The organism is Stenotrophomonas rhizophila, assembly GCF_003651185.1.
Classification (GTDB): Bacteria; Pseudomonadota; Gammaproteobacteria; order Xanthomonadales; family Xanthomonadaceae; genus Stenotrophomonas; species Stenotrophomonas maltophilia_Z.
Genome location: NZ_RCDC01000007.1, coordinates 136,466 through 160,672, shown reverse-complemented (window position 1 = coordinate 160,672; position 24,207 = coordinate 136,466). Strand labels below are relative to the sequence as shown.

The window sequence follows — 24,207 nt, the reverse complement described above, 5'->3', positions numbered from 1 at the left end:
AGCGGCCGGCACTACCACTATTCGAAAATCCGCTTGTCCTTGGCGTACTCGCGCGCCTGGTTGCGGGTGATCAGGCTGCGCTTGACCAGATCCTGCAGGTGCTGGTCCAGGGTCATCATGCCCATCTGCTGGCCGGTCTGGATCGCCGAGTACATCTGCGCGACCTTGTCCTCGCGGATCAGGTTGCGGATGGCCGGGGTGCCCACCATGATTTCCCAGGCGGCCGTACGCCCACCCCCCACCTTTTTCAGCAGCGCCTGCGAGATTACCGCGCGCAGCGACTCGGACAGCATCGAGCGCACCATCGGCTTTTCGCCGGCGGGGAACACGTCGATGATGCGGTCGATGGTCTTGGCGGCCGAGCTGGTGTGCAGCGTGCCGAACACCAGATGGCCGGTTTCGGCGGCGGTCAGCGCCAGCCGGATGGTTTCCAGATCGCGCAGTTCGCCGACCAGGATGATGTCCGGGTCTTCGCGCAGGGCCGAACGCAGCGCTTCGTTGAAGCCGTGCGTGTCGCGATGCACTTCGCGCTGGTTGATCAGGCACTTCTGCGAGGTGTGCACGAATTCGATCGGATCCTCGACGGTGAGGATGTGGCCGTATTCGTTCTTGTTGATGTGGTCGATCATCGCCGCCAGCGTGGTCGACTTGCCCGAACCGGTCGGGCCGGTGACCAGGATCAGGCCCTGCGGCTGATCGATCAGCTCACGGAAGATCGGCGGGCAGGCCAGGTCTTCCAGCGTGAGCACCTCGGAGGGAATGGTACGGAACACCGCACCCGCGCCGCGGTTCTGGTTGAAGGCATTGACTCGGAAGCGCGCCAGCGAGGGAATCTCGAACGAGAAATCGACCTCGAGGAATTCTTCGTAATCGCGGCGCTGCTTGTCCGACATGATGTCGTACACCAGCGCGTGGACCTGCTTGTGGTCCAGGGCCGGAATATTGATGCGACGGACATCGCCGTCAACGCGGATCATAGGCGGCAGGCCGGCCGACAGATGAAGATCCGACGCTTTGTTCTTTACAGAAAACGCCAATAGTTCGGCGATATCCATGCGCTGCTACTCCCCATGACTGCTGCGACTGGAAGGTTCTTTCCCCGGGCGGCAGTATAGAGCGAGATGTGCACAATACGCTCCAGCCCCTGATCCACCGGACCCGCCGTGACCATCCAGACCCTGCCTGCCATCCTGACGAACCTGCACAACGCGGCGGTGGCCGCCGGGCGGCCAGATCCGGTCCTGCTGGCGGTCTCCAAGACGCAGCCGGCCGAGGCCGTGCAGGCCCTGGCCGCGCAGGGCCAGCGCGCCTTCGGGGAGAACTACGTGCAGGAGGCGCTGGCCAAGATCGAGGCCTTGGCGGCGCTGGGCCTGGAATGGCACCTGATCGGGCACCTGCAGTCCAACAAGGCCGAGCTGGCTGCCCGCCATTTCGACTGGGTGCAGAGCGTGGACCGGCCCAAGCTGGTCACCGCGCTGGCCACGCACCGCCTACCCGGCCGGCCGCCGCTGAACGTGCTGATCCAGGTCAACATCGATGACGAGGACAGCAAGCACGGCTGCGCGCCGGAAGACATCGATACCCTCGCCGCCGCCATCGCCGCGGCGCCGCAGCTGCGCCTGCGCGGGCTGATGGCGATCCCCGCGCCCTGGCCGGACGCCGAGCGTCGCCAGGCCGCCTTCACCCGCATGGCCGCGCAGTTCGCCACACTGGCCGCAGCGCATCCGCACGTGGATACGCTGTCGATGGGCATGAGCAGCGATTACCCTGAGGCCATCGCCCATGGCGCCACCCTGGTCCGCATCGGCACCGCGCTGTTCGGCGCCCGCCCGCGACCGGCCTGAGTGCCCCGCCCGCTCCAAGGAGAGTTCATGAGTACGTCCCCCATCACCTTCATCGGCGGCGGCAACATGGCCCGCAGCCTGATCGCCGGCCTGGTCCGCCAGGGCGTGGCCCCGGCCAGCCTGCATGTCGCCGAGCCGGTGACCGACCTGCGCGAGCAGCTGACCGCCGAATTCGGCATCAAGACCTACGCCAGCGCGAGCGAGGCCGCCGCGCAGGGCACGGTCTGGGTGTTGGCGGTGAAGCCGCAGGTGCTGCGCGATGTCTGCGCCTCGCTGACCGGTATCGCCCAAGGCAAGCAACCGCTGGTGGTCTCCATCGCCGCGGGCATCACCAGCGGCCAGCTGGACCGTTGGCTGGGCGGTGGCATGGCGGTGGTCCGCGCGATGCCCAACACGCCCGCCCTGCTCGGCGCCGGTGTCACCGGACTGTTCGCCACCGCCACGGTCAGCGCCGCGCAGCGCGCGCAGGCCGACACCGTGCTGGCCAGCGCCGGCCGCACCGTGTGGATCGATGACGAAGCGCGCATGGACGCCGTCACCGCCGTCTCCGGCAGTGGCCCGGCCTACGTGTTCCTGCTGGCCGAAGCGATGGAAGCGGCCGGTATCGCCCAGGGCCTGCCCGCCGACGCGGCCCGCACGCTGGTGGTGCAGACGCTGCTCGGTGCCTCGCGCATGCTCGATGAATCCGGCGAAGCCCCGGCCGAACTGCGTCGCCGCGTGACCTCGCCGAATGGCACCACCCAGGCCGCGATCGAGCGTTTCCAGGCCGACGGCTTTGAAGCCATGGTCGCGCGCGCGATCGACGCGGCGACGACGCGCGGGCAGGCATTGTCGGCGGCGAATGATTGACGACCAAGCGCAGTCACGCATGGCGTGGCGCTACCCCCTACGTTTACGGGAGACATGCACATGAAGATCCTGCTTGTCGGTGCCAGCGGCACCTTGGGCCAGGCAGTCGCCAGCACGCTTGGCGTCCACCATGAACTGATCCGCGCCGGCCGCCACGGCGGCGATGTGCAGGTCGATCTGACCGACGATGCCAGCGTGCAGGCGCTGTTCGCGAAAGTGGGCAAGGTCGATGCCGTGATCGCGACCACCGGCCGGGTCCACTTCGGTCCGCTGGCCCAGATGCGGCCGGCCGACTTCAACCTGGGGCTGCAGGACAAGCTGCTTGGCCAGGTGCGGCTGAGCTTGGCCGCCCAGCATCACGTGAACACCGGCGGCTCGATCACCCTGACCAGCGGCATCATCAGCGCCCAACCGATCCGCGATGGCGCCAACGCCACGGCGGCCAATGCCGCGCTGGAGGGTTTCGTGCGCGCCGCCGCCTGCGAGCTGCTGCCGCGGGGGCTGCGCATCAATGCCGTGAGCCCGAATGTGCTGGCCGAATCGATGGATGACTACGGCGCGTACTTCCCGGGCTTTGAACCGGTGACGGCGCAGCGCGCATCGCTGGCCTACCAGCGCAGCGTGGAAGGGATCCAGAGCGGGCAGGTATTCACTGTCTGGTGAGGCCGACGCCGGCCAGCGGCCGGCACTACTCCCAGCGGCGGGGGCCATCGCCCTGATCGCCGAGCGCATCGCCGGGGTTGGTCAGACGGCAGCGCTTCAATGACAGGCACCCGCAGCCGATGCAGTCGGTGAGCTGGTCACGCAGCAGCAGCAACTGCTCGATGCGCTGGTCCAGCTCGCTGCGCCACAACGCCGACATCTTCGCCCACTCGGCCTTGGTCGGCGTCTTGTTCTCCGGCAGCGCCGCAAATGCGGTCGCGACCGCCTCCAGCGGCATGCCGACCCGCTGCGCCACCCGGATCACCGCCAGCCGGCGCAGCACATCGCGGGCGAAGCGACGCTGGTTGCCGGCGGTGCGCAGGCTGCGGATCAAACCCTTGCGCTCATAGAAATGCAACGCCGATACGGCCACCCCGCTCCGTTTGGCGACCTCGCCTACACTCAGTTCCTGCGCGATCACTGCTTGACCTCAACCATGGTTCAGGTGGCATCCTGCGCGCCGCTGGGGGTGCACTGCAAGCCCGGCCCTCCTCCCGATGTCTGGAACCCGCATGTCCGCTGAAGTTTCCTCTCCGCCCGCCACCGCTCCGGTGGAGGACACGCCGATCCCCTCGATCCTGTCGCCGGCGTACCGGGCGACCACGATCGGCATGGTCGCGCTGGTCTCGCTGCATGGCTTCGAGGCGTTGGCCGTGGCCGCAGCGATGCCCACGGTGGCCCATGACCTGGACGGGCTGCGGCTGTACGCGCTGGCGTTCGGCGGCACCCTGGCCACCAGCGTGATCGGGATGACGCTGTCCGGGCGCTGGAGCGACCAGCAGGGCCCGGCGCGCCCGCTGTGGCTGGGCCTGGCGTGCTTCATCGCCGGCCTGCTGGTCGCCGGCTTCGCCCAGCACATGCCGGTGCTGGTGCTTGGGCGCCTGATGCAGGGGCTGGGGGCCGGCGCGATTTCCGTGGCGCTGTATGTGCTGGTCGGGCGCTCGTTCCCCGAGCCGATGCGGCCGCGCGTGTTCGCCGCATTCTCCGCCGGTTGGGTGGTGCCTTCGCTGATCGGCCCCAGCATCAGCGGCCTGATCGTGCAGCACCTGGGCTGGCGCTGGGTGTTCCTGATCGTGCCGCTGCTGGCCATTCCGGCGGCGTTGCTGCTGCGCCCGGCCCTGCGCCAGGTCGGCGTAGTGGCCGCGGGCAGCACCGGCCGCAACGTGGTGCCCTGGGCCGTGGGTGCCTCCCTCGGCGCGCTCGCGCTGTATGTCGGCGGCCAGCAGCAGGGATGGCTCGCGCCCGCGCTGCTGGTGCCGGCCCTGGCCGTGCTGGCACTGTGCAGTTGGAAGCTCCTGCCTGCCGGCACGTTGACCCTGCGCCGCGGCCTGCCCAGCGTGATCGCGCTGCGTGGGATCGCGGCCTCTGCGTTCTTCGGTTGCGAAGCGTTCCTGCCCTTGCTGCTGCAGCGAGAACGCGGCCTGACCCCGCTGTTGGCGGGCGTGGCATTGAGCCTGGGCGCGTTGGGTTGGTTTGCCGGCTCGTGGCTGCAGGGCCACCAGCAGCGGGGCTGGTCACGCCGGCAGTTGCTGCAGTCCGGCGCGCTGTTGATGTGCGTGGGCATCCTGGCCACGTCGCTGGCGATCCAGCCCGGCATGCCGCTATGGTCGGCGATGGTCGGTTGGGTGCTGACCGGGCTGGGCATGGGGCTGATCTATCCCAGCCTCTCGGTGCTCACGCTGTCGCTGTCAGCGCCGGCACACCAGGGCGCCAACACCTCCGCCCTGCAGCTCAGCGAGGCCTTGGGCGTGGCGACCACGCTGGCCGTCTCCGGTTCGCTGTTCGCGCTGTTCCTGGAGGGCCGGGAAGCACTGGGCTACCTGCTGACCTTCGCGATCATGCTGGTGCTGGCGATGCTCAGCGTGGCGGTGGCGCGGCGGATCTGAGCGAGGTGGCATGGCGTGCGCCTCCTCACGGATGCGTGTCGCCGACCTCTTTCAGATCCTCACGCAGGATGCGGCGGATCTCCAGCACGGCCTGCGGGGTCTCCTGCACGCTGTGCCCGGAGAGGATAACCTTCTCCGATACCGCCCCCTCCAGATGCGCGCTCCAGTACGGCACCAGGCCATCGTCGGACTGCAGCAGCGGCACGTCCGGTTTACGCTGGGCGATGATCGAGTGGTACTTCAGGCCCGGGGTGATCGGCAGTGCACCAGCCGCCTTCACGAAGGGATCGCTGGCCTTGAGGTTGTCGATGCTGTTGGGCACCTGCAGCTTCGTGGTGGTGTTGGCCGATTCGGATTCCTGCAGGGTCAGGAACACATCCTCGAACTTGCCCAGGATGGTGATCGGCAACCGCACCAGCCGGCCGATCAGGCGCCCCAGCCGGTTGCCCGCGATGTCCGTGCCCTTGTGCGGCGCGGCGATGAAAATCACCCGCTCCACGTTCGGCTCGGCGGTGAAGTGCAGCAGCGGGCCGAGCTTGGCTTCGACGCGCTTCAGGCGCTCACCCTTGAGATCGTAGTTGGCCAGCAGATCGTTCCACAGCACATCGCCGGAGGAGGTCACCAGCAGGCGTGCAAGCACGCCGCCCATGCTGTGGCCGATGAACACCATGTCCTTGGCGGCCGGCGTGCTGCCGGTCGGGTCGAAGTGCTTGAGCGTGTTGTTGAAGGCCTGGTTGATCTCGTAGCGGTTCAGCGCGATCGGGGCGTTGGTCGGGTAGTACACCTGCCAGACCTGGAAGTGCCGGCGCAGCTCGGGATCGCCCATGATCTCGTTGGCCACGTTGACCCAGGCTTCCGGGCTGCTGCCCAGGCCGTGCAGCATGAAGATGATGCGGCGGTTGGGGTCCCACGGCTGCATCAGGTACATGTGCGGTGCGCCGATGCCTTCGCTCATGCCGAACAGCGTGCGCAGCGACTGCGTGGCAAAGCCGGACTGGGCAAGCCACAAGCCGTAGGCCGCGGTGAAGTTGCCCGCCAGCGGTACCTTCTCACCGTGCAGGTCCACGCTCTCGGTGGACTCGGGCGAGTACACATCAAACAGCACCTGGGTGGTATCGAGCACCTGCTGCAGATTGTCGCCCTTGAAGCGCAGCAGGGCGGTGGCGTTGATCGCCGACATCTCGCTGTACTGCGGAATCTCCGCCTTCCCGCCGTCGGCCGGTGCAACCAGCTTGGGGGGGTCCATGATCACCACCAGCTCGGCGCCGAAGCCATCGCGGCGATAGGTGCTGCGCAGCCCGGCAAAACTCACCGCCGAGGCGGACACCATCCGGGTCGGGATGCTCTGCATGCGCAGCTCATCGAAATCGGAGGTCAGCGTCCAGCGCTCCCCTGCCACGGCCGCGTTGTAATCCTCGCCTTCCAGCGCACTCTCGCGGCTGCGCTTGAACACCACCGAGGCGGTCTGCTCGGCGGCGTAATTGTAGTAATCGCGCACCTGCGTCTGGCGATCCTCGAAGGCGCGATCCGAAGGCGTGCGCCCGCTGAAGAACAGGTACGCATACGCATACCGCGCCGCTTCCAGCCATGCATCCAGCGCGGCATCGGACATCGGCGTTTTCTCGCGGTCCTTGGGCTTGGGGGTCAGCGCGAGCGCGGTCTTCACCCAGAGCTCGGACTGCGCCGACAGGCGCTGCTCTTCGGGCAGGACATCGGTGTCGGCGAGGGTCTTCTGGCAGGCAGTCACATCCTTTTCGCACTGCGCCACGTCCATGCCGATCACGCTCAGCGTTTCCTGCGAGGCGGCGCTGAGCTTGCCCGAGGTGAGCACGTCGCCACGCTTGTTGGCCAGGTACTCGGTCGGGGCCACCTGCTTCATGGTGACCATCGCACAGCCGCTGGAGAGCAGCAGCGAGAGCACCACGGCCGTCATCGGCAACGCGCGGTGCGCGAGCAGTTTCACAATGGATCTCATGGAACGCTTCCCTGCCCTGTCCCCGGAACATCCCGGCGGATCACCTGTGAAAAATCATCGTTTGCATTGCTCGCCCGCGCACGGTCGGTAATCCGCCCGCGTGCCTTCAGCGTCTCGAACGGTACCCCCGGCGTGAGCACCCCCAGATCGCGCGCGTATTCGGCGAAATAGCCCGAGGCCAGCAGCCGGTAGTCCATCGGCAGGCCCGGCGCGATCTGCTTGGCCAGTTCGTACACAATGGTCGTGCAATTGCTGGTCAGCGTGTTGTAGAACGCCGGCGCGGCATCGAGCCTGCGGGCCTCGCCGAGGTAGGACACGAACAGCGCCTTGAGCTGCTCCTGGGTCATGCCATGCAGGCGGTACAGATAGACATCTTCGCCCCGCGCATTGGTGCGCGTGCGCACGATGTCGGTTTCCTCCGAAGCGACCAGGGTCATCTCGAACTTGCGGAAGAACCCGCCCAGCGCGGAGAACGACTCGCCGCGCTCCTTGCGGATCTCCAGCGAGAACACCAGGTAGCGACCGTCGTCGAAGCCGAACGAGATCAGCGTGTGCGCGATCATGGGGCCCATCCAGTAGGACAGGATCAGGTCGGCCGAGCGCAGCTGGTCCAGGTTGTACTCGCGGCGCACCCAGCGCGCGTCGTAGTCGGTCTCGCTGCGCCAGGTGAAATCACGCACGTTGTCGAGCACCACGCGCGGGCCATCCACCTCGACCACCTTCAGCCGCTGGGCGACATCATCGGCCCAGATGCGATCCTGGCGCGGGGTGAGCAGCAGCCACCAGATGCCGGAGACCACCAGCGCCACGCCGTACAGCACGCCCGGCCAGCGCCCGGCGCGCGCACGCGCCACCCCGATCGCCCCGGTGACGGCGAACACGACCCACAGCCCGACCAGCAGATACCGCACCCAGCCCGGACCCGGCAGCTGGTAGGCCAGCAAACCGGTGATCCACAGCGCCGCCAGCAGCATCAGCAGCGCCAGCCCCCATCGTCCTGCCTTCTTCACGCATCGATCCGTCGTCTATCCGGGGCGCTAGTTAGCCATAACCCCTGTGTGCGCCGCATGTCGAGCCTGTTCAGCTTCGGGCCGCCGTTCACCCCGGGGGCCCTGCACCGGCTGGCTCCGCCCCCCCGGCCGGTCGCATACTTGCGCTATCAACGGCCATCAAGGAAGCGCCCAGCATGCAGGGTCTGACCACCGGGGGCGGGGTGCCCATCCAGCGCCACCATCTGCTGCGCTGCCATTGCGGGGCCGTCGTCCTGCGCCTGCATCTGCCGGACGGCGTGGTCTCACCCCGCCGCTGCGACTGTTCGATGTGCCGGCGACGCGGCGCGATCGTGGCCTCGGTGAAGCTGGCCGATCTGGAGATCGTGCAGGGCCACGACGCACTGCGCCTGTACCAGTTCAACACGCATGTGGCCCGACACCACTTCTGCGGCGTGTGCGGCATCTATACACATCATCAGCGCCGCTCTTCACCGGACGAATACGGCTACAACGTCGGCTGCCTGGACGGGGTCAATCCCTTCGATATCGGGCAGGTGCCGGTCAACGACGGGGTCAACCACCCTTCCGATGCCAAGCGTCCTTAGCGGCGGCCCGGGCCGACCTTCTGCCACGGGGCCATGCCTTTGCGCCCATGCAACAGCGGGCGCTTGAGCGGTAGCCGGCGCGGCATCGGGATGCCCACCCCGGGCGCGGCGGTATCGTCCTGGCGCAGTGACTCGGCGCGCTGGCCGACCAGCAGGGCCGCCACTTCTTCCAACCCGTTTCGCATGGTCCGGGCGACCGTCTGCAGGGGATTCATGGCGTGTCTCCAAGCGGTGTGGGGACGATCTACGCTAATGGCGCACCGGCATGGACACCGTGAACGGAATGGGTCAAAAAGATGAAATCGGGGGTCCGGGGAGGCAACGCCGTTCAGTGTTTTGCCGCCGGATCGGGCCGGCCCTTGCCCCGGCGCCGCACCAGCACGAAGAACAGCGGCACCAGCAGGATCGCCAGCAGCGTGCCGGAGAGCATGCCGCCGATCACGCTGACACCGATCTCGCGCCGGCTCACCGCACCAGCGCCGGTCGCCAGTGCCAGCGGAATCACGCCAGCCACGAAGGCCAGCGAGGTCATCACGATCGGCCGCAGGCGCAGGCGCGCGCCCTTCAGTGCCGCCTCCACCGCCGAGCTGCCCGCGCGGTACTCGGCCTCGGCGAACTCCACGATCAGGATCGCATTCTTGGCCGATAGACCGATCGTGGTCAGCAGCCCCACCTGGAAGTAGATGTCGTTGACGAAGCCCGCCGCGGTGGTGGCGATCACCGTGCCGATCACGCCCAGCGGGATCACCAGCATCACCGCCACCGGCACCGTCCAGCTCTCGTAGAGCGCGGCCAGGCACAGGAAGATGAAGGCAATGGACGCTGCATACAGCCACAGCGTCTGATTGCTGGAGAGCTGCTCCTGGTAGGACAGCCCGCTCCACTGCAGTTCAAAACCGGGCTGATCGGCCACCAGGGACTGCATGGTCTGCATCGCCTCGCCCGAGCTGCGCCCTTCGGCGGCACTGCCTTGGATCTGCATCGCCGGCAGGCCGTTGAAGCGCTGCTGCAACTGCGGCCCGCGCGACCAATGGCTGCTGGCGAAACTGGCGAACGAGGCCATCTGCCCGTTGCTGCCGCGCACATACCACTGGCCGATGTCGTCGGGCACGCTGCGGTAGGGCTGGTCGCCCTGCACGTACACACGCTTGACCCGGCCGCGGTCCAGGAAGTCGTTGACGTAGGTGCCGCCCCACGCCGAGGACAGCGTTGAATTGATGTCGGCCTGGGCCAGGCCCAGCGCGCTGGCTTGGGCCTGGTCGATGTCCAGATGCAGCTCGGCCTTGTCGCCAAGACCATTCAACCGCACCGAGGTGAGCCGATCGTCATCACTGGCGGCCTGCACCACCTTTGCCTGCGCGGCCTGCAGCGCCGGCCGGCCGGCAGCGCTGTTGTCCTGCAACCACAATTCGAACCCGCTGGACTGTCCCAACCCACGCACCGCCGGCGGCGCCAGCACGTTGATCTTCGCATCGGGCAGGTTGCGGAAGTGCGCGTTGGCGCGGGCGATGATCGCCCCGGCGCTGTGCTTGGCATCGCGTTCGGACCACGGCTTGAGCGCCATGAACCCCTGCCCCGCGTTCTGCCCGGTGCCGGCGTTGTTGCGGCCGACCACCACGAACACCACGTCCAGGCTGCCCTTCTCGTGTTCCATGAAGTAGCGGCTGATCTGCTCGCCGAGCGCCTCGGTGCGCGCCATCGGCGTGCCTTCCGGGGTGGAGAACTGGAACGTCACCTGCCCTTGGTCCTCCACCGGCAGGAAGCCGGTCGGCATCCGTGCATACAAGGCGACCACACCCACCACCAGCAGCACATAGAAGGCCATCCAGCGCCGCGGGTGCGCCACGATGCCGCCCAGCTTGCCGCGATAGCCGTTCTGGCTGCGCTCCACGCCGCGGTTGAACCAGGCGAAGAAACGGCCCGGTGGCTTCTGCGCGCTCGATGGCTTGAGCAGGGTCGCGCACAACGCCGGGGTGAGCGTCAGCGCGACCAGTGCCGACAGCGCCATCGCCGAGGCGATCGTGATCGAGAACTGCCGGTAGATGATGCCGGTGGAGCCGCCGAACAAGGCCATCGGCAGGAACACCGCGCCGAGCACCACGGTGATGCCGACCAGCGCACCGGTGATCTCGCCCATCGATTTCTCGGTCGCCTCGCGCGGCGGCAGGTGTTCCTCATGGATGATGCGTTCGACGTTCTCCACCACCACGATCGCATCATCCACCAACAAGCCGATCGCCAGCACCATCGCGAACAGGGTGAGCGTGTTGATGGTGAAGCCGGCCACCGCCAGCACGCCGAACGTGCCCAGCAACACCACCGGCACGGTGATCGCCGGAATCAGCGTCGCGCGCAGGTTCTGCAGGAACAGGAACATCACCACCACGACCAGCACGATCGCCTCGATCAGGGTGTGGATGACACCCTCGATGGAGACCCGCACGAACGGCGTGCTGTCGCGCGGGTAGGCCACTTCCAGCCCGGGCGGGAAGCTCGGGCGCAGCCGCTCGATCTCGGCGCGCACCGCATCGGCGGTTTCCAGCGCATTGGCGCCGGAGGCCAGCGTCACTGAGAAGCCTGCGGCGGGATAGCCGTTGAGGAAGCTGCTGGTCTGGTAGTTTTCCGCGCCGATTTCCACCCGCGCCACATCGCTCAGGTGCACGGCCGCGCCGCTGGGCAGGGTGCGCAGGATGATCGCGCGGAACTGCTCGGCGGTCTGCAGCCGCGACTGGGCGGTGACGGTGGCGTTGAGCGCCTGCTCCGGCCCGGTTGGCAACGCGCCCAGCTCACCGGCGGTGACCTGGGTGTTCTGCGCCTGGATCGCGGTGCGCACATCCGAGGGCATCAGATCGAACGCGCGCAGTTTGTGCGGGTCCAGCCAGATACGCATCGCATAGGGCGAACCGAACACGTTGATCTCGCCCACGCCGGGAATGCGGCTGATCGGATCCTGCACGTTGCTGACCAGGAAATCGGAGACGTCCACCCGCTCCATGCGCCGGTGGGTGTCATACAGCGACACCACCATCAGCGAATCGCCCTGCGATTTGGCCACGGTGACGCCCTGCTGCTGCACTTCCTGGGGCAGCCGGTTGATCGCCTGGTTGACGCTGTTCTGCACCTGCACCTGGGCGATATCCGGGTTGGCGCGCTGGTCGAAGGTGACCGTGATCCGCGCCTGGCCCGAAGATGAACTGGTGGAGGAGAAATAGAGCAGGTGGTCGATGCCCTTGATCTGCTGCTCGATCACCTGGGTGACGCTGTCCTCCACTGTCTGCGCCGAGGCACCGGTGTAGTTGGCGGTGATGTTGACCTGCGGTGGCGCGATGTCCGGGTACTGCTCCACCGGCAACTGGGTCACCGCGATCGTGCCCAGCGCCATGATGCAGATGGCCAGGACCCAGGCGAAGACCGGGCGGTGGATGAAGAAGCGCGGCAGCATCGGCGGCTCAGCCTTCGCCGGCCGGCGCGGCGGCGGGCACCGTGGCCGGTGCGGCTTCGCCGGCAGGCTTGATCCGGACCGTGGCGCCTTCGCTCAGCCCTTGGCGGCCACTGAGCACGACCTGCTCACCGGCACGCAGGCCATCGAGCACCAGCCACTGGTCTCCCACCGCGCGCGCCGTCGCGAACGTGCGTTGATGCACGCGCCCGTCCGCGCCCACCACCCACGCCAGCGCCTCGCCCTTCGGGCTGCGGTCCACGGCGGCCTGCGGCACCAGCAGGGCCTGCTGGCGCGTGCCCTGCCCGACCCGGGCGCGCACGTACATGCCGGGCAGCAGCTGCCCCTGTGGATTCGGGAACTGCGCGCGCAGGGTGATGCTGCCGGTTTCCTGGTCCACATCGATATCGGCGAATTCCAGCGTGCCGGTCACGGCGTAATCGGTGCCGTCGGACAGTTTGAGCTGCACCGGCGCGGTCGTCGCTTCCACGCCGCCCTCGGCGATCGCCCGGCGCAGCGCGAGATACTCGTTGCTGGACTGGGTGATATCCACGTTCATCGGATCCACCTGCTGGATGCGCGCCAGCGGCTCGGCCTGGCCGTTGGTCACCAGCGCGCCCGGGGTGAACAGCGCGCGGCCGATCCGCCCGCTGATCGGCGCGGTCACCCGCGCAAAACCCAGATTGGTGCGTGCGGTATCGCGCACCGCCTGCGCCGCCTGCACCGCCGCCTCGGCCTGGTGGTGGGTGGCCATCGCATCATCCACGTCCTGCTGCGCCGCCAGTTGACCGACACCGAGCTGCTGCATGCGCTTCGCACGCAACCCCGCCGCCACCGCACTGGCCTCGGCCGTGCGCAGGTTGGCCTGCGCTTCGTTCACCGAGGCCTGGTACAGCGCCGGTTCGATCTGGAACAGCGGCTGCCCGGCCTTCACCATCTCGCCCTGCTCGAACAACCGCGCCTGCAATACCCCGGAAACCTGCGGGCGTACGTCCGATTCCTGAGAGGCCACCGTGCGCCCGGGCAATTCCTGGGCCAGCGCCAACGATTGCGCCTGCATGGTCAGCACCGTCACCTCCGGCGCCGGTCCCTTTGCCTTGGGCGCTTCCTTGCTGCAGGCGGCCAGCCCCAACGCCACGGCCAGCCCCAGCAGCGGCAGGCGCCAAGGGCCGGACAACAGTCCGGGGGCCGGGGAGGACGGGAGCGGATCGGTCATGGGGGACGGTATTCCAGGCGTGAACGGGGCACATGGCCCCGGGCGGCAGGGCCACTGCTCGGGGCGAATATAGGAGAAGCGGGGCGAGGATCCGGCGAAAACCGCATGAAACATTTTTCATTTGCAGTCCCTCCGGGGGGTTGCGACGATGCACCCGTCCCAATTGTCAAAGTGGCCCATGCCGCGCGTACTCACCATCGAGGACGACCTCGTCACCGGTGAGGAAATCGCCACGGAACTGCGCAGCCACGGCTTCGAGGTGGACCGGGTGGGCAATGGCGAGGACGGCCTGGCCATGGCCTGCCGCGGCGACTACGCCGTGATCACCCTGGACCGCATGCTGCCGGGCATGGATGGCCTGGCCCTGGTCACGGCCCTGCGGCGCCAGGGCATCACCACCCCGGTGCTGATGATCAGCGCCCTTTCCGATGTGGATGAGCGGGTCCGGGGCCTGCGCGCCGGCGGCGATGACTACCTGACCAAACCCTTCGCCTCGGATGAAATGGCCGCCCGCGTGGAGGTGTTGATCCGCCGCCATGGGCAGCCAGCCGTGGCGGAGAACCAGTTGCGCGCCGGCGACCTGGAGCTGGACCTGATGACCCGCACCGCCCGCCGCGCCGGCGAGGAGATCACCCTGCTGCCGACCGAGTTCAAACTGCTGGAATTCCTCGTGCGCAACGCCGGCCAGGTGGTCACCCGCACCATGTTGTTCCAGGAGGTATGGGGCTACCACTTCGATCCCGGCACCAACCTGATCGACGTCCACATCGGCCGCCTGCGCAAGCGCATCGACCAGCCCGGGCGTGCCCAGCCGATCCGCACCGTGCGTGGCACCGGCTATGTCCTGGACGACCATGTCTGATCACTGGCGTTCCTCCAGCAGCCGGCTGCTTGGGCTGTACTGCGTGCTGTTCGTCGCCTGGTCCAGCGTGCTGCTGGGGGTGATGTACTGGCGCGTCTCGGACTACCTCAACGACCTCGCCGAATCCGGCCTGCAGCAGCGCGCGCACCTGTTCGAGAAGTTCGAGGGCCAGGCGCTGGACGATGCGCTGCGCGACAGCCTGCGCTACGACCTGCACGGGGCGTACGCCTACGGCATTTTCAGCCGCAGCGGGCAGCCACTGGCTGGCCCACTCCTGGCGATTCCCGATGGCCTGCGCATCGACGGGCACGCGCAGGCGGTGGAACGCTGGTCCCTAGGCAGTGGGCCGATCAAGGCGCCCGGGCGCGCGCTCGGCGTGGAAACCCAGGACGGCCGCCTGCTGGTGTTCGTTCGCCAGAGCGGCAAGCTCACCGCGGTCAACAGCATCATCCTCGATGCGCTGCTGTGGGGCGTCTCGTTGACCATCATTCCCGGCCTGGCCGGCTGGCACATCCTGCGCCGGCGCCCGCTCAAACGGATCCAGCAGATCGAGGCCGCGACCAACCGCATCATCGCCGGCGATCTCGGCCAGCGCCTGCCCGTTTCCGGCCACCCGGATGAGATCGACCGCCTGTCGAGCATCGTCAACGCCATGCTCGAACGCATCGAGCAGCTGATGACCGAGGTCAAAGGGGTATGCGACAGCATTGCCCACGATCTGCGCACCCCGCTCACCCGTCTGCGTGCGCATCTGTACCGCACCCGCGTCGGGCTGGAGGAAGATGACCCGCGCGCGGCGCAGCTGGACAAGGCACTGACCGAAACCGATATGTTGATGGCGCGTTTTTCCGCACTGCTGCGCGTATCGGAACTGGAAAGCCACCAGCGCCGTTCGGCCTTCGTGGAACTGGATGCGGGCGAGCTGCTGCAGGAACTGCACGCGTTCTACCTGCCACTGGCCGAGGAGAAGGACCAGCAGTTGCTGCTGGAGATCGACCCGCAGGTGGGCACGCTGTGGGGCGACCGCGAACTGCTGTTCGAGGCGCTGGCCAACCTGCTCTCCAACGCGCTGCACTTCACCCCGGCGCAGGGCCGGATCGTGCTGCGCGCGGTGGACGACCACGGCGCACCGCGCATCGATGTGATCGACAACGGCCCCGGCATCCCGCCGCAGGATCGCAGCCTGATCTACCAGCGCTTCTTCCGCGGCGGCAGCGGCGGCGAGACGACCGAGGGCTTCGGGCTGGGGCTGTCGATCGTGGCCGCCATCGCCGGCCTGCATGGGTTCCGGGTCCGCGCCGGGGACGCGCCGGGCGGCGGCGCATGGCTGAGCATCCGCTGCGCGGCGGAGGGGCTTCGCTGACATCCGGCCGCCTGCACATAGCGGCGATGCGGTAGCCACTAGCATCGGCGGCGACGTTTGATTCGCTGCAAGGTGTACCCCTCGATGTCCTCATTGCCCGGCCCGCGCTTCCTCAACACCGTCCTGCTCGGCGGCAGCACCACCGAGAAACTCGATGCCGCCGCAGCCGCCGGGTTCGCACAGGTCGAGCTGTGGCGCGAGGATGTAGCGTCTTCGTCGGTAGCCGAGGTCCACGCCATCCTTGCGCGCACCGGCCTTCAGCTCACCGATGTGCAGGTGCTGCTGGATTTCGACGGCGCTTCGGCCGCCACCCGCGAGGGCAAGCGTGCAGAGGCGATGTCACTGCTCGCGCTGGCCAAGGACCTGGGCGCAGGCACCGTGCTGGTGCCCGCCTGCACAGCGACCGTCTACGTGCCCGACCGCGTCACCGATGATCTGCGCTGGCTGTGCGCGCGTGCCGCCGAACGTGGCCTGCGCATCGCCTACGAAGGCATGGCGTGGAGTCGCCTGCATTCGACCCTGCCCTCGGCGTGGCAGCAGATCGAGCAGGTCGGCGCGCCGAACCTGGACATCGTGATCGATGCCTTCCACCTGTTCGCCGCCGGGCGCACCGCCGACGATCTGCGCGACGTGCCGGTGGAGCGCATCGCGCTGGTGCAGCTGTCGGATGTGCTGACCCAGCCACTGCCCGGCCAGGTCACCACGCAGGCGCGCCATCACCGCTGCCTGCCGGGCGATGGCCTCTGGCCGCTGGAGACGCTGATCGATGCGCTGGCCGCGATGGGATACAGCGGGCCGATCGGGCTGGAGGTGTTCAACGATGCGCTGAAGGCACGCGATCCCCGTGACGTGGCGCGTGAGGCGATGGCCGCGTTGGAGGCCGTGCTGGCGGATTGATAGCTACCTTGTGGCAGCCCATCAGTCGGCGGAGCGTTACTGCTGGCCATCCTCAGCGCCGGCCCAGCTGCTGACTGAAGTCACGCGGGCCAGCGATCCGTAGGTGGGATCCTCGGCGACTACCTCAAAGGAAACAACGACCTTTGCCTGCCCATCCCTCATTGCGTGGCCCTCCGTTGCGGGATGGTAGTGCCACCTCTGAGCGCGCGCAGTGACCCAGTTGTCCAGCTCAACTGAACCGCTGGACTGCATAAGCTGCACCGCACCTGCGACGCCCTCAGCGGAGACATCCACGCCCACCAGCACCGGCCCACTCATGCCGATGGTGGCCCTAAATACCCTCACATTCTGGTCTCCGATCTTGGTGTCATCGGAGATCTCAGCGAAGCAATCTTTCTCCAGACACTCGAGCTTGGCGCCAGGGCGACCACTTCCATCGCGTCTTCTGAAGTCATCGATCAAGGTGTAGTTACTGCTGACTTCACTGCATAGGAAGTCCTCGGGATCATCCGAACGTGCGAACGATGCAGACCTGGAGCAGTTGGAGACATGCTTGGACAGCGAGGACTGAATCGGGCGGAAGCACTCCATGCTGTACGCGCGACCATCGTGCCCTGTGCAGCGCTGCAGTTCAGCCAGGTCCGCGCGGATAGCGACCTTGCGTGCGTCAAGCTCAGCCGCGTTCTGCAGCCGACGCTCCATCTCAGACTGTTCAAGGCGCCGCTGCTCGATTTCCTTGTGGACTTCCTCGGAGGCAAGGCGCTCTTCGAATGAACGCTGCATCCTTTGCAAGCGATCCATCGAAATGACCTCGACGGGCCTTGAACCGCAATCAGTGTCGATATGACGCCAGGCCCCTTTGCACCATTCGATGACGAAGTCGTCCTTGAAGGTCTCCTGCTCACCCGCCTTCCAAGACTCCATCCGATCCTTGGCAAAGCGTAATCCAATCTTTCCTTCCAATTGACGATAGTGCTCCGCCAGTGTCGTACGGGCGCCCTCCTCTTCTGCGGCACGCTGCTGGAGAAACTCATAAGATGCAGCGCCGCCAGCGCGCAAGGCCAGTACTGTCCGGCCTTGAACCCTATACCGCTTGCGTTCTGGGAAGGGCACCTCCGTGATACTGACGGGCCTGACCTGCACGACCTCAAGCAGGTCATTACCGATTGGCCCAACACCCCTGAATTTCACCTCGATAGGGCTGTTACGCCGCGCCTCAGTGATTCTATCGACCGTAGGGGAAGACGGTCCCATCCATGAACATGATGCTATCAATGGAGCAAAGCCAAGCCCTATGATCCATTTCCTGATGTCCATCGTTCCCTCGATGTAGTGAATGCGGGGATTGTAGACGGAGACTATCTCCATCGGCAGCCCAACCACGCTGGCGATCGAGGTGATCCCCGTTGGTCGCGCCATACATGCGCAGCCTTCAGCGTGGCTCTACAGCCGCCTTCGCGATAGCCGGCCACTGCGCGGCGACCTCCTCCACACTGCCGGCCGGCACCGCCCGCAGATCGCGCGGATAGTGCACACCCTCGGCCTCGGTCAGCCGAGTGGCATGGAACTGGCCGTTGCTCGCACGCAGGATCCAACCGCCTTCGCTGCAGGCGCGCGAGGCCAGGAACACGACGCCTGGTGCTACGTTTTCTGGATGAAGCTCATCCGGCTCGCCCTCTATGCCCCACATGCGGGTCTTAGCGACCGGCGACACCGCATTGACCACGATGCCATGCGCCGCACCCTCGGCCGCCAGCACGTTGACGATCCCAACCGCGGCCGACTTCGCCGCCGCGTACGCCGCCAGCCCGTGCTGCACGTACTGCGGATACAGCGCGCGGTCGGAGGTGGTCAGCACGATGCGGCCATGGCCCTGCGCCTGCATGGCCGGCCATGCCGCCTGCGCCAGCCACAGCGGCGCCTTGGCCGCGACCGCCATCATGTGGTCGAAACGATCCTCATCCACCGCATCGGTCTGCTGATACTCGACCCAGCCAGCATTGTGCAGGATCACATCCAGACGGCCGTGTCGCTGCAGAATGTCAGCGACCCGTGCGGCAGCCGCAGTGCGGGTAACAATGTCATGGTGGCTGGCCTCGACAGGGAGCCCCTCTGCACGCAGACGCGCTACAGCGTGATCGATCCGCTGCGGATCGCGGCCGGTGCCGTCCGGCGTGGCGCCCACGTCCTGCATCACCACGTGTGCGCCGCGCTGCGCCAGCAATCGGCTGTAAGCGAAGCCGAGCCCACCCGCGGCACCGGTGACCAGGGCCACCTGCCCGACGAAAGAAAGTGTGTCGTTGATCGTCATGCGGACAGCATCCGCCCTGGTCAGCGCGGATGCCAATACCGATGAGAGCTTGCTGCGATACTCAGGGCGTATCGCGCGCGATGCTCAGACGTGCGTGGGCTCGACGATCACCGCCGTGCCGTAGCAAAGCACTTCAGTCAGGCCGGTCATCACATCGGTAGCGTCATAGCGCATCGCGATGATCGCGTTGGCGCCCAGCAGCCGCGCATGGTTGGACATGTCCCGGTAGGTCTCTTCGCGCGCCTGCTCGCACAGCTGCGTGTAGATGGTGATGTTGCCGCCGAAGATGGTCTGCAGCCCGCCGAGGAAGTTGCCCACGATGGAACGCGAACGCACGGTGATGCCGCGCACCACGCCCAGGCTGCGCACCACGCGGAAGCCGGGCAGCTCCATCGCCGTGGTCACCATCGCATCGTCGAGCCGGGTTGCCGGGCCTGCGCGGCCACCGCTGTTGTAAGGATCTGCCATTGCTGCCTTATCCAGGTTGAGAGTATCGATCCGGCCAGCACGCAGGGTGCGGCTGGCGCTGGCGGAAGGATAGCGCCAAGGCGAGCACGGATGTGATGCCACGTGATGCCCCAGCGGCGCCCCTATACCCCGCCGAGCCGGACCACCTGGTACACCGCCACATTCTGCTCGGCCAGCGCCCGCACCACCTCGGGAATCAGCTGCATCGGCAGGTCCACTTCGTAGCCGTGCGGACGCGCGTGCAGGAGCGAGGCGTCGAAGTCGAAGGCAGGATTGTCTCTGGCGCGTTGAACGAGGAACGTGATGATCGCATCGCGGGCGATGTCCTCCGATTCCCCGACTTCGAAATACACCCGGTACAGCGTGTCGCCATAATCATCGGGCGTGCCGTGCACGGAAGTCACCGTTGGGTCGGTCATCGCGTCCTCCTGTGTTGGCGCAAGCGCCGGGCCAGCCGAAACCATACACCTCGGTCGGTCCACAGCGCCTGCACACAGTCGCACTTCCGGCAGCCCTCAGCGCCCCCGCGGATCCACCAGATCGCTCTTGCTCCTGGCAAACACCGGCGCCCCCACGTCCAGCTCCGCATCACCCACCGGCCGACCTGCCAGGAAGTCCGTGATGCCTGCGGCGATGGCAGGGGTCCCGAGCCACAGCTCGTTGTCGTGGCTGGCCCCGCGCACCCGCAAGGTGCGGCTGTCGCTGAAGCCCGGCCGCAGCGCCTCGGCGTTGGCTGGCGGCGTGCGCCCATCCAGCGTGCCACTGATGAACAGCACTGGCACGTTGCTACGCAGTGGCCCGCGGAAAGCATCGCCAAGATCGACCAGCCCCAGCCCATCCCCGAGCGCCGGGAACGGGAAGTTCAGCGCATCGCCAAACAGGCTCTCGCGTGACTGCGCGTCGGCCAGTGCGCGGCGCTGCGCAGTCTGGCCCGAGGCCACATCCATCGCCAGAGACATCGCGCCGTAGCTGCCGTACTCACTGCGCAGCAGCAGGACCATCGCCGCCAGCAGATCGTAGTCGCCGTTCTCGGCATCGCGCAGGATCAGCGGCAGCCACTGCTGGGTCATGCGGCGCCCGAGACAGGCGCTGATCGCCAACTGCGCGTCATACGCGCCGATCATCACCGGCTTGCCACCGTGCATGACACTGCGGCCCTGACGCGGCTGCTCGCGCAGTGCTGCCAGCACGCGCGTGGCCGAGCCGGTCAGATCATCGAATCCCGCCCCCTTGGCCAGCACGCTCAACTCCGCCAGCAGCGCATCGGCCGACAGCGGCAGCTTCAAGGTGTCATCAGGTCCTTCCGTCCCCATCAGCACCACGCGGTCCAGACCGGCGCCGTGCAGGCGCACCGTGGCCAGCGCCAGATGCGTGCCATAGCTCATGCCCCACAGGCTGATCCTCGGCACCTTCAACGCACGCCGCAGGTCCTCCAGATCGCCGGCACTTTCCGCGGTGGTGTAGGCCCCCAGGTCCACGCCCGTCTCCCGCCAGTACGCCACGCAGCGGGCGGCAACGTCACGCAGCGCGGCGAGCGCGGCATCGTGCTGCAGCGGCTTTGCATCGTCGAACGTGTGCTCATGCGGGCACGCCGACGGCGGCTCGGACTCACCCGCCCCGCGCTGATCGAGCAGCAGCACGTCGGCTTCGCGCCGGACCTGATCGAACACCGGCCAGCGCGGTCCGCGCCCGGTCCCGATCCCCGAGCCCCCCGGACCACCGGCCAGATACACCACGGGCGCCGCATTGCCATCGCCACCCGTTGCCAGCAGGCGCACGACCCGCAGACGCATGCGCGGGCCGTTGGGGTCGGCATGCCGACGCGGCACCTCCAGATAGCCCGCCTCGGCCGCGATCGTGCCGTGCTTCTGTGTCTCGAACGCATACGGGGTGAACACCAACGGCGCCGGCGCATCGGCCGCCAGCACGGGTGCACCGACCAGGGTCAGGCAGAGCGCTGCCCACCGCGTGACCCCCAGGCACAGGCCGGGAGCAGGAGAACGGAACGGGGACATCGGGACGTTGGACATGACGAACTCCGGGTGGGAGGTAAGGGTGAAGCGGGCGCCGAGGGGCGGCGCATGTACTACGCCGCCAGCATCCCCTCGCCCAGGGCAACCGGGGAGCGCCCGTCCGCCGAACAGCTCCAGGCGGGGGTCCAGTGACTCCGTGCAACCGATACGATGGGCCCATGCAGATCCCACGCACCCTGACCGCCCTCGCCGTCCTGCTCATCGCGGTCGCCGCGTGGCTGCTGTTGGTCGCGCCTCCACCGGGCGTGCACTACTACGAGGCCTAGGAGATGGCACCCGCCACGCTGGGCGCTGATGGCGCACTGCCCACCGCGCCGCCGACGACCCTGCAGTGGCAACCGGCCAACCAACGCGAGCTGGTGCAGTGGCGCGGCCCTTACTGGCTGCGTTGGCGCCTGCCTGCGTCAACCGCACACGACGCGGATGACCGTGCATTGCGCATCTCGGTGCGCGCCGCGAGCCAGCCCTTCTGGAATGGCCAGCCGTTGGCCGCCAATGGCACCGTCGGCCGCAACGCGGACGAAGAGCAGCCGGGACAGGTGGACAACATCCGCGTGCTGCCGCCCTCCTCGCCCAACAACACCGATACGCTGGTGCTGCTCGCCTCCAGCCATCATCAGTGGTTCAAACTGCGGGGCGCGGACGCCTTCGCTGCGGTCGGGCCGGCCGCCTCGATCTACAGCCTCAACCTTGGACCGTGGTTGATCGCCGCGCTTGCCACGGGGGCGCTGGGTGCCGCCTGCCTCTACTTCCTCGCTGCACAGCGCGGCCGGCCACGGGTAGCGGGTGCGCGCCTGCTGCTCGCATTGGGTGTCGTCGGCCTTGCGTTGCCCGTCGTCGAAGCATGGCGTCCGCTGGTCGGCTATGCCTATCCGTGGCACGGCCCACGACTGCTCATGCTGCTTCTGCTGCACCTCGCCGCGGCGATCCTGCTGCCGGCTTACCTGGCGCGTCGTTTCGGTGTCGCGGTGCCGAAGACAGCCCGCATCGCCTATCTCGCCACACTGCTGGCGCTGGCCGCCTTCGTGCCCAGCTTCGACGGCCGCGGTGCCGCACTGCTGCTGCTCAGCCTGCTGACCTCCACCTACGTGCTGCTGCGCGCCCGCGGCGAGCCCGACGAGCGCTGGCCGATCCTGACCTTGGTGGTGGCCGGTGCACTCGCCGTGCCGCTCGCTGGCGGGATTTTCCTCGACGGCCCCTACTTCCTGTTCCTGGCCGTGCTGATGGGCTTCCTGCTGATCCGCCACGCCGCCCAGCTGCGGATGCTGGACCACCACAACGCGCAGCTGCGCGGAGAGCGCGCCCGTCTCTCGCTGCAGCTGCTGCAGCGGGGCATCCAGCCGCATTGGCTGATGAACACCCTCACCGGCCTGCAGGAACTGATCGAACAGGCACCGATGCGCGCCAGCCGCATGGTCGAATCCCTGGCCGAGCAGTTCGACCGCCTGCGCGAGAGCAGCACCCGCCCCAGCGTGCCGCTGGAGGAAGAGCTGGCGCTGTGCCGCAACCACCTGGACATCGTCGGGCTCGCACTGGATCGCCACATCGGCTTTGAGGTCGAGGGCGAACACAACGGCCTGTGGCTGCCGCCCGGCGTGCTGCATGCGCAGGTCGAGAATGCGCTCACCCACGCGGGGGCGGGGGCGTGTGCCGAGCATCCGTTCCGCCTGCGCATTCAACGCGAGGGCGACCGTTGGATGCTGGAACTCCGCAGTGCACGCGGCACTGCCCCGCATCGTGGGCAAGGCACGGGCACGCGCTATATCGAGGCCAGCCTGGCCGCCACCTGCCCCGAGAGCTGGCGCTTTGAACAACGCCCGGATGGCAATGACTGGTACGGCCGCATGGAGCTGACATGCGCATCCTGATCGTCGAGGACGAACTGCTGGTCCGACAGCGGCTGCTGCGGATGTGTACCGAACTGGCTGGCAGCCGCGCGCGATTCGATGCCGTGGCCGACCTGGACGCCGCCGGTGACCGGCTGCAGCGCAGCGTGTATGACGGCCTGCTGCTGGATCTGAATCTCGGTGGTGAGGATGGATTCGATCTTCTGAAGCGCGTGGTCGCTGGGCGCTATCACTGCGTGGCTGTCTCCGCACATCGGGGGCGGGCGCTGCAGGCATTTGAGCATGGGGTGTTGGATTTTGTACCGAAGCCTTTCTCACGCGAACGGCTGGGGCAGGCGCTGGAGCGGTTGCTGGATGTTGGGCGGTATCGGTCCGGGGCGGCGCGTTACCTGGGCATCTGGCATGCGCAGGGGACGGCGATGGTGGAGCTCGCCAATGTGCTTTGGATTCGTGCTGATGGGGACTACAGCGAAGTACGTATGCGCGATGGGCGGAGTGAGCTGCATGACAAATCGCTGGCGAGTCTTACTGCCGTGCTACCGCCGGACTTTGTGCGTTGCCATCGGTCGTATCTGGTCAATTTGACGCATGTGCGGACGTTGCATGCGGCTTCGGGGAGCCGTTACTGGTTGGTGCTGAATGATGGGGCTGAGGTGCCGGTGGGGCGGGCGTTTGTTGAGGACGTGCGCGGGAAGCTTGGATCGATATAAGCGCTTCGAGAAGACCGCTGCAGGACCGACGTCCGCTCTCGGCCAGGAGCAGTCATCGCGAAACGTAACCCGAAGGTGGGCCTAGTCGAGCTTTATCGAGGAAGCCAGATCACCCTTTGTTGACACTTCAGCAAAGGCAGTCTCGGTTCCAGCCGGTAGTGGAACTCGCATCCCGAACCTGAGCTGCCTCTTGTTCGCCAAATATCTG

General features: G+C 67.3%; 22 protein-coding genes. 10 read left to right on the top strand and 12 right to left on the bottom strand.

What is annotated here, in order from left to right; translation table 11 throughout:
* Positions 1 to 17: 17 nt before the first annotated feature.
* Positions 18 to 1,055 carry a type IV pilus twitching motility protein PilT gene (locus tag BCL79_RS16840; RefSeq protein ID WP_019185385.1) on the bottom strand — a complete coding sequence of 346 codons (1,038 nt, stop codon included), beginning with the start codon at positions 1,053 to 1,055 and terminating at the stop codon, positions 18 to 20.
* Positions 1,056 to 1,163: 108 nt separating this feature from the next.
* Between BCL79_RS16840 and BCL79_RS16835 the strand changes: the two genes are divergently transcribed.
* Genes BCL79_RS16835 through BCL79_RS16825 form a run of 3 tightly spaced genes read left to right on the top strand, consistent with a single transcriptional unit; the run spans position 1,164 to position 3,356 of the window.
* Positions 1,164 to 1,844 (top strand): YggS family pyridoxal phosphate-dependent enzyme, encoded by a 681-nt coding sequence (locus tag BCL79_RS16835; RefSeq protein WP_121043106.1) that lies wholly within the window; start codon positions 1,164 to 1,166, stop codon positions 1,842 to 1,844.
* Positions 1,845 to 1,871: 27 nt separating this feature from the next.
* On the top strand, positions 1,872 to 2,693 hold the full coding sequence (proC, locus tag BCL79_RS16830) for a pyrroline-5-carboxylate reductase (protein ID WP_121043104.1): 822 nt from the start codon (positions 1,872 to 1,874) through the stop codon (positions 2,691 to 2,693).
* 60 nt (positions 2,694 to 2,753) lie between these two features.
* Positions 2,754 to 3,356, top strand: a complete 603-nt coding sequence (locus BCL79_RS16825; RefSeq protein ID WP_121043102.1) for a short chain dehydrogenase — start codon at positions 2,754 to 2,756, stop codon at positions 3,354 to 3,356.
* Positions 3,357 to 3,381: 25 nt separating this feature from the next.
* On the opposite strand, the gene soxR is transcribed toward BCL79_RS16825, so the two are convergent.
* Entirely contained in the window at positions 3,382 to 3,816 is a 435-nt protein-coding gene (soxR, locus tag BCL79_RS16820) for a redox-sensitive transcriptional activator SoxR (protein WP_183073810.1), read from the bottom strand.
* A 91-nt stretch (positions 3,817 to 3,907) separates the two neighbouring features.
* Here soxR and BCL79_RS16815 point away from each other — a divergent pair, with 91 nt between their 5' ends.
* Entirely contained in the window at positions 3,908 to 5,281 is a 1,374-nt protein-coding gene (locus BCL79_RS16815; RefSeq protein WP_121043101.1) for an MFS transporter, read from the top strand.
* A 25-nt stretch (positions 5,282 to 5,306) separates the two neighbouring features.
* On the opposite strand, the gene BCL79_RS16810 is transcribed toward BCL79_RS16815, so the two are convergent.
* Together BCL79_RS16810 and BCL79_RS16805 are read right to left on the bottom strand one after the other, a co-directional pair.
* A complete protein-coding gene (locus BCL79_RS16810; protein WP_121043099.1) occupies positions 5,307 to 7,256 on the bottom strand; it encodes an esterase/lipase family protein in 1,950 nt (649 codons plus the stop codon).
* Positions 7,253 to 8,230, bottom strand: coding sequence for a DUF4105 domain-containing protein (locus tag BCL79_RS16805; RefSeq protein ID WP_121043097.1), 978 nt, complete (start codon positions 8,228 to 8,230; stop codon positions 7,253 to 7,255). The genes BCL79_RS16810 and BCL79_RS16805 overlap by 4 nt, the downstream gene beginning before the upstream one ends.
* A 212-nt stretch (positions 8,231 to 8,442) precedes the next feature.
* Here BCL79_RS16805 and BCL79_RS16800 point away from each other — a divergent pair, with 212 nt between their 5' ends.
* The gene (locus BCL79_RS16800) at positions 8,443 to 8,853 is read left to right on the top strand and encodes a GFA family protein (RefSeq protein WP_121043095.1); all 411 of its coding nucleotides are present in this window, start codon (positions 8,443 to 8,445) and stop codon (positions 8,851 to 8,853) included.
* Here BCL79_RS16800 and BCL79_RS16795 read toward each other — a convergent pair.
* The 3 genes from BCL79_RS16795 to BCL79_RS16785 all read right to left on the bottom strand — a co-directional run bounded on the left by BCL79_RS16795 (position 8,850) and on the right by BCL79_RS16785 (position 13,508).
* Positions 8,850 to 9,068, bottom strand: a complete 219-nt coding sequence (locus BCL79_RS16795) for a hypothetical protein (RefSeq protein ID WP_121043093.1) — start codon at positions 9,066 to 9,068, stop codon at positions 8,850 to 8,852. The genes BCL79_RS16800 and BCL79_RS16795 overlap by 4 nt on opposite strands.
* Positions 9,069 to 9,181: 113 nt before the next feature.
* Positions 9,182 to 12,295, bottom strand: a complete 3,114-nt coding sequence (locus BCL79_RS16790; RefSeq protein ID WP_121043091.1) for an efflux RND transporter permease subunit — start codon at positions 12,293 to 12,295, stop codon at positions 9,182 to 9,184.
* Positions 12,296 to 12,302: 7 nt separating this feature from the next.
* Positions 12,303 to 13,508 carry an efflux RND transporter periplasmic adaptor subunit gene (locus BCL79_RS16785; protein ID WP_259462202.1) on the bottom strand — a complete coding sequence of 402 codons (1,206 nt, stop codon included), beginning with the start codon at positions 13,506 to 13,508 and terminating at the stop codon, positions 12,303 to 12,305.
* A 178-nt stretch (positions 13,509 to 13,686) separates the two neighbouring features.
* On the opposite strand from BCL79_RS16785, the gene BCL79_RS16780 reads away from it, so the two are divergent.
* The 3 genes from BCL79_RS16780 to BCL79_RS16770 all read left to right on the top strand — a co-directional run bounded on the left by BCL79_RS16780 (position 13,687) and on the right by BCL79_RS16770 (position 16,630).
* The gene (locus BCL79_RS16780) at positions 13,687 to 14,370 is read left to right on the top strand and encodes a response regulator transcription factor (RefSeq protein ID WP_121043089.1); all 684 of its coding nucleotides are present in this window, start codon (positions 13,687 to 13,689) and stop codon (positions 14,368 to 14,370) included.
* Entirely contained in the window at positions 14,363 to 15,733 is a 1,371-nt protein-coding gene (locus BCL79_RS16775; RefSeq protein WP_121043087.1) for a sensor histidine kinase, read from the top strand. Before BCL79_RS16780 ends, BCL79_RS16775 begins: the two co-directional genes overlap by 8 nt.
* Positions 15,734 to 15,817: 84 nt before the next feature.
* Positions 15,818 to 16,630: a sugar phosphate isomerase/epimerase family protein gene (locus BCL79_RS16770; protein WP_121043085.1), complete on the top strand. Its 813-nt coding sequence runs from the start codon at positions 15,818 to 15,820 to the stop codon at positions 16,628 to 16,630.
* Positions 16,631 to 16,666: 36 nt separating this feature from the next.
* Here the strand turns inward: BCL79_RS16770 and BCL79_RS16765 are convergent, their stop codons facing one another.
* The 5 genes from BCL79_RS16765 to BCL79_RS16745 form a co-directional block, all read right to left on the bottom strand.
* On the bottom strand, positions 16,667 to 18,049 hold the full coding sequence (locus BCL79_RS16765; protein WP_121043083.1) for a TonB family protein: 1,383 nt from the start codon (positions 18,047 to 18,049) through the stop codon (positions 16,667 to 16,669).
* Between the two features lie 13 nt (positions 18,050 to 18,062).
* Complete coding sequence (locus BCL79_RS16760) at positions 18,063 to 18,941, bottom strand: SDR family NAD(P)-dependent oxidoreductase (protein ID WP_121043081.1); 879 nt, start codon at positions 18,939 to 18,941, stop codon at positions 18,063 to 18,065.
* 84 nt (positions 18,942 to 19,025) lie between these two features.
* Positions 19,026 to 19,409, bottom strand: coding sequence for a YbjQ family protein (locus BCL79_RS16755; RefSeq protein WP_121043079.1), 384 nt, complete (start codon positions 19,407 to 19,409; stop codon positions 19,026 to 19,028).
* A gap of 122 nt (positions 19,410 to 19,531) precedes the next feature.
* Positions 19,532 to 19,828, bottom strand: coding sequence for a hypothetical protein (locus BCL79_RS16750; RefSeq protein WP_220668928.1), 297 nt, complete (start codon positions 19,826 to 19,828; stop codon positions 19,532 to 19,534).
* A 96-nt stretch (positions 19,829 to 19,924) separates the two neighbouring features.
* Positions 19,925 to 21,439: an alpha/beta hydrolase gene (locus BCL79_RS16745; protein ID WP_259462201.1), complete on the bottom strand. Its 1,515-nt coding sequence runs from the start codon at positions 21,437 to 21,439 to the stop codon at positions 19,925 to 19,927.
* Between the two features lie 272 nt (positions 21,440 to 21,711).
* Here BCL79_RS16745 and BCL79_RS16740 point away from each other — a divergent pair, with 272 nt between their 5' ends.
* Both BCL79_RS16740 and BCL79_RS16735 read left to right on the top strand, forming a co-directional pair.
* Positions 21,712 to 23,310: a histidine kinase gene (locus BCL79_RS16740; protein WP_259462200.1), complete on the top strand. Its 1,599-nt coding sequence runs from the start codon at positions 21,712 to 21,714 to the stop codon at positions 23,308 to 23,310.
* Positions 23,298 to 23,999: a LytR/AlgR family response regulator transcription factor gene (locus tag BCL79_RS16735; RefSeq protein ID WP_121043077.1), complete on the top strand. Its 702-nt coding sequence runs from the start codon at positions 23,298 to 23,300 to the stop codon at positions 23,997 to 23,999. The genes BCL79_RS16740 and BCL79_RS16735 overlap by 13 nt, the downstream gene beginning before the upstream one ends.
* Positions 24,000 to 24,207 lie beyond the last annotated feature (208 nt).

Excerpts from the sequence above, each read along its gene's own strand:
- BCL79_RS16840 (WP_019185385.1), bottom strand. The coding sequence starts at position 1,055 with ATGGATATCGCCGAACTATTGGCGTTTTCTGTAAAGAACAAAGCGTCG.
- proC (WP_121043104.1), top strand. The coding sequence starts at position 1,872 with ATGAGTACGTCCCCCATCACCTTCATCGGCGGCGGCAACATGGCCCGC.
- BCL79_RS16825 (WP_121043102.1), top strand. The coding sequence starts at position 2,754 with ATGAAGATCCTGCTTGTCGGTGCCAGCGGCACCTTGGGCCAGGCAGTC.
- BCL79_RS16815 (WP_121043101.1), top strand. The coding sequence starts at position 3,908 with ATGTCCGCTGAAGTTTCCTCTCCGCCCGCCACCGCTCCGGTGGAGGAC.
- BCL79_RS16810 (WP_121043099.1), bottom strand. The coding sequence starts at position 7,256 with ATGAGATCCATTGTGAAACTGCTCGCGCACCGCGCGTTGCCGATGACG.
- BCL79_RS16805 (WP_121043097.1), bottom strand. The coding sequence starts at position 8,230 with ATGCTGCTGGCGGCGCTGTGGATCACCGGTTTGCTGGCCTACCAGCTG.
- BCL79_RS16800 (WP_121043095.1), top strand. The coding sequence starts at position 8,443 with ATGCAGGGTCTGACCACCGGGGGCGGGGTGCCCATCCAGCGCCACCAT.
- BCL79_RS16795 (WP_121043093.1), bottom strand. The coding sequence starts at position 9,068 with ATGAATCCCCTGCAGACGGTCGCCCGGACCATGCGAAACGGGTTGGAA.
- BCL79_RS16790 (WP_121043091.1), bottom strand. The coding sequence starts at position 12,295 with ATGCTGCCGCGCTTCTTCATCCACCGCCCGGTCTTCGCCTGGGTCCTG.
- BCL79_RS16785 (WP_259462202.1), bottom strand. The coding sequence starts at position 13,508 with ATGACCGATCCGCTCCCGTCCTCCCCGGCCCCCGGACTGTTGTCCGGC.
- BCL79_RS16780 (WP_121043089.1), top strand. The coding sequence starts at position 13,687 with ATGCCGCGCGTACTCACCATCGAGGACGACCTCGTCACCGGTGAGGAA.
- BCL79_RS16775 (WP_121043087.1), top strand. The coding sequence starts at position 14,363 with ATGTCTGATCACTGGCGTTCCTCCAGCAGCCGGCTGCTTGGGCTGTAC.
- BCL79_RS16770 (WP_121043085.1), top strand. The coding sequence starts at position 15,818 with ATGTCCTCATTGCCCGGCCCGCGCTTCCTCAACACCGTCCTGCTCGGC.
- BCL79_RS16765 (WP_121043083.1), bottom strand. The coding sequence starts at position 18,049 with ATGGCGCGACCAACGGGGATCACCTCGATCGCCAGCGTGGTTGGGCTG.
- BCL79_RS16760 (WP_121043081.1), bottom strand. The coding sequence starts at position 18,941 with ATGACGATCAACGACACACTTTCTTTCGTCGGGCAGGTGGCCCTGGTC.
- BCL79_RS16755 (WP_121043079.1), bottom strand. The coding sequence starts at position 19,409 with ATGGCAGATCCTTACAACAGCGGTGGCCGCGCAGGCCCGGCAACCCGG.
- BCL79_RS16750 (WP_220668928.1), bottom strand. The coding sequence starts at position 19,828 with ATGACCGACCCAACGGTGACTTCCGTGCACGGCACGCCCGATGATTAT.
- BCL79_RS16745 (WP_259462201.1), bottom strand. The coding sequence starts at position 21,439 with ATGTCCAACGTCCCGATGTCCCCGTTCCGTTCTCCTGCTCCCGGCCTG.
- BCL79_RS16740 (WP_259462200.1), top strand. The coding sequence starts at position 21,712 with ATGGCACCCGCCACGCTGGGCGCTGATGGCGCACTGCCCACCGCGCCG.
- BCL79_RS16735 (WP_121043077.1), top strand. The coding sequence starts at position 23,298 with ATGCGCATCCTGATCGTCGAGGACGAACTGCTGGTCCGACAGCGGCTG.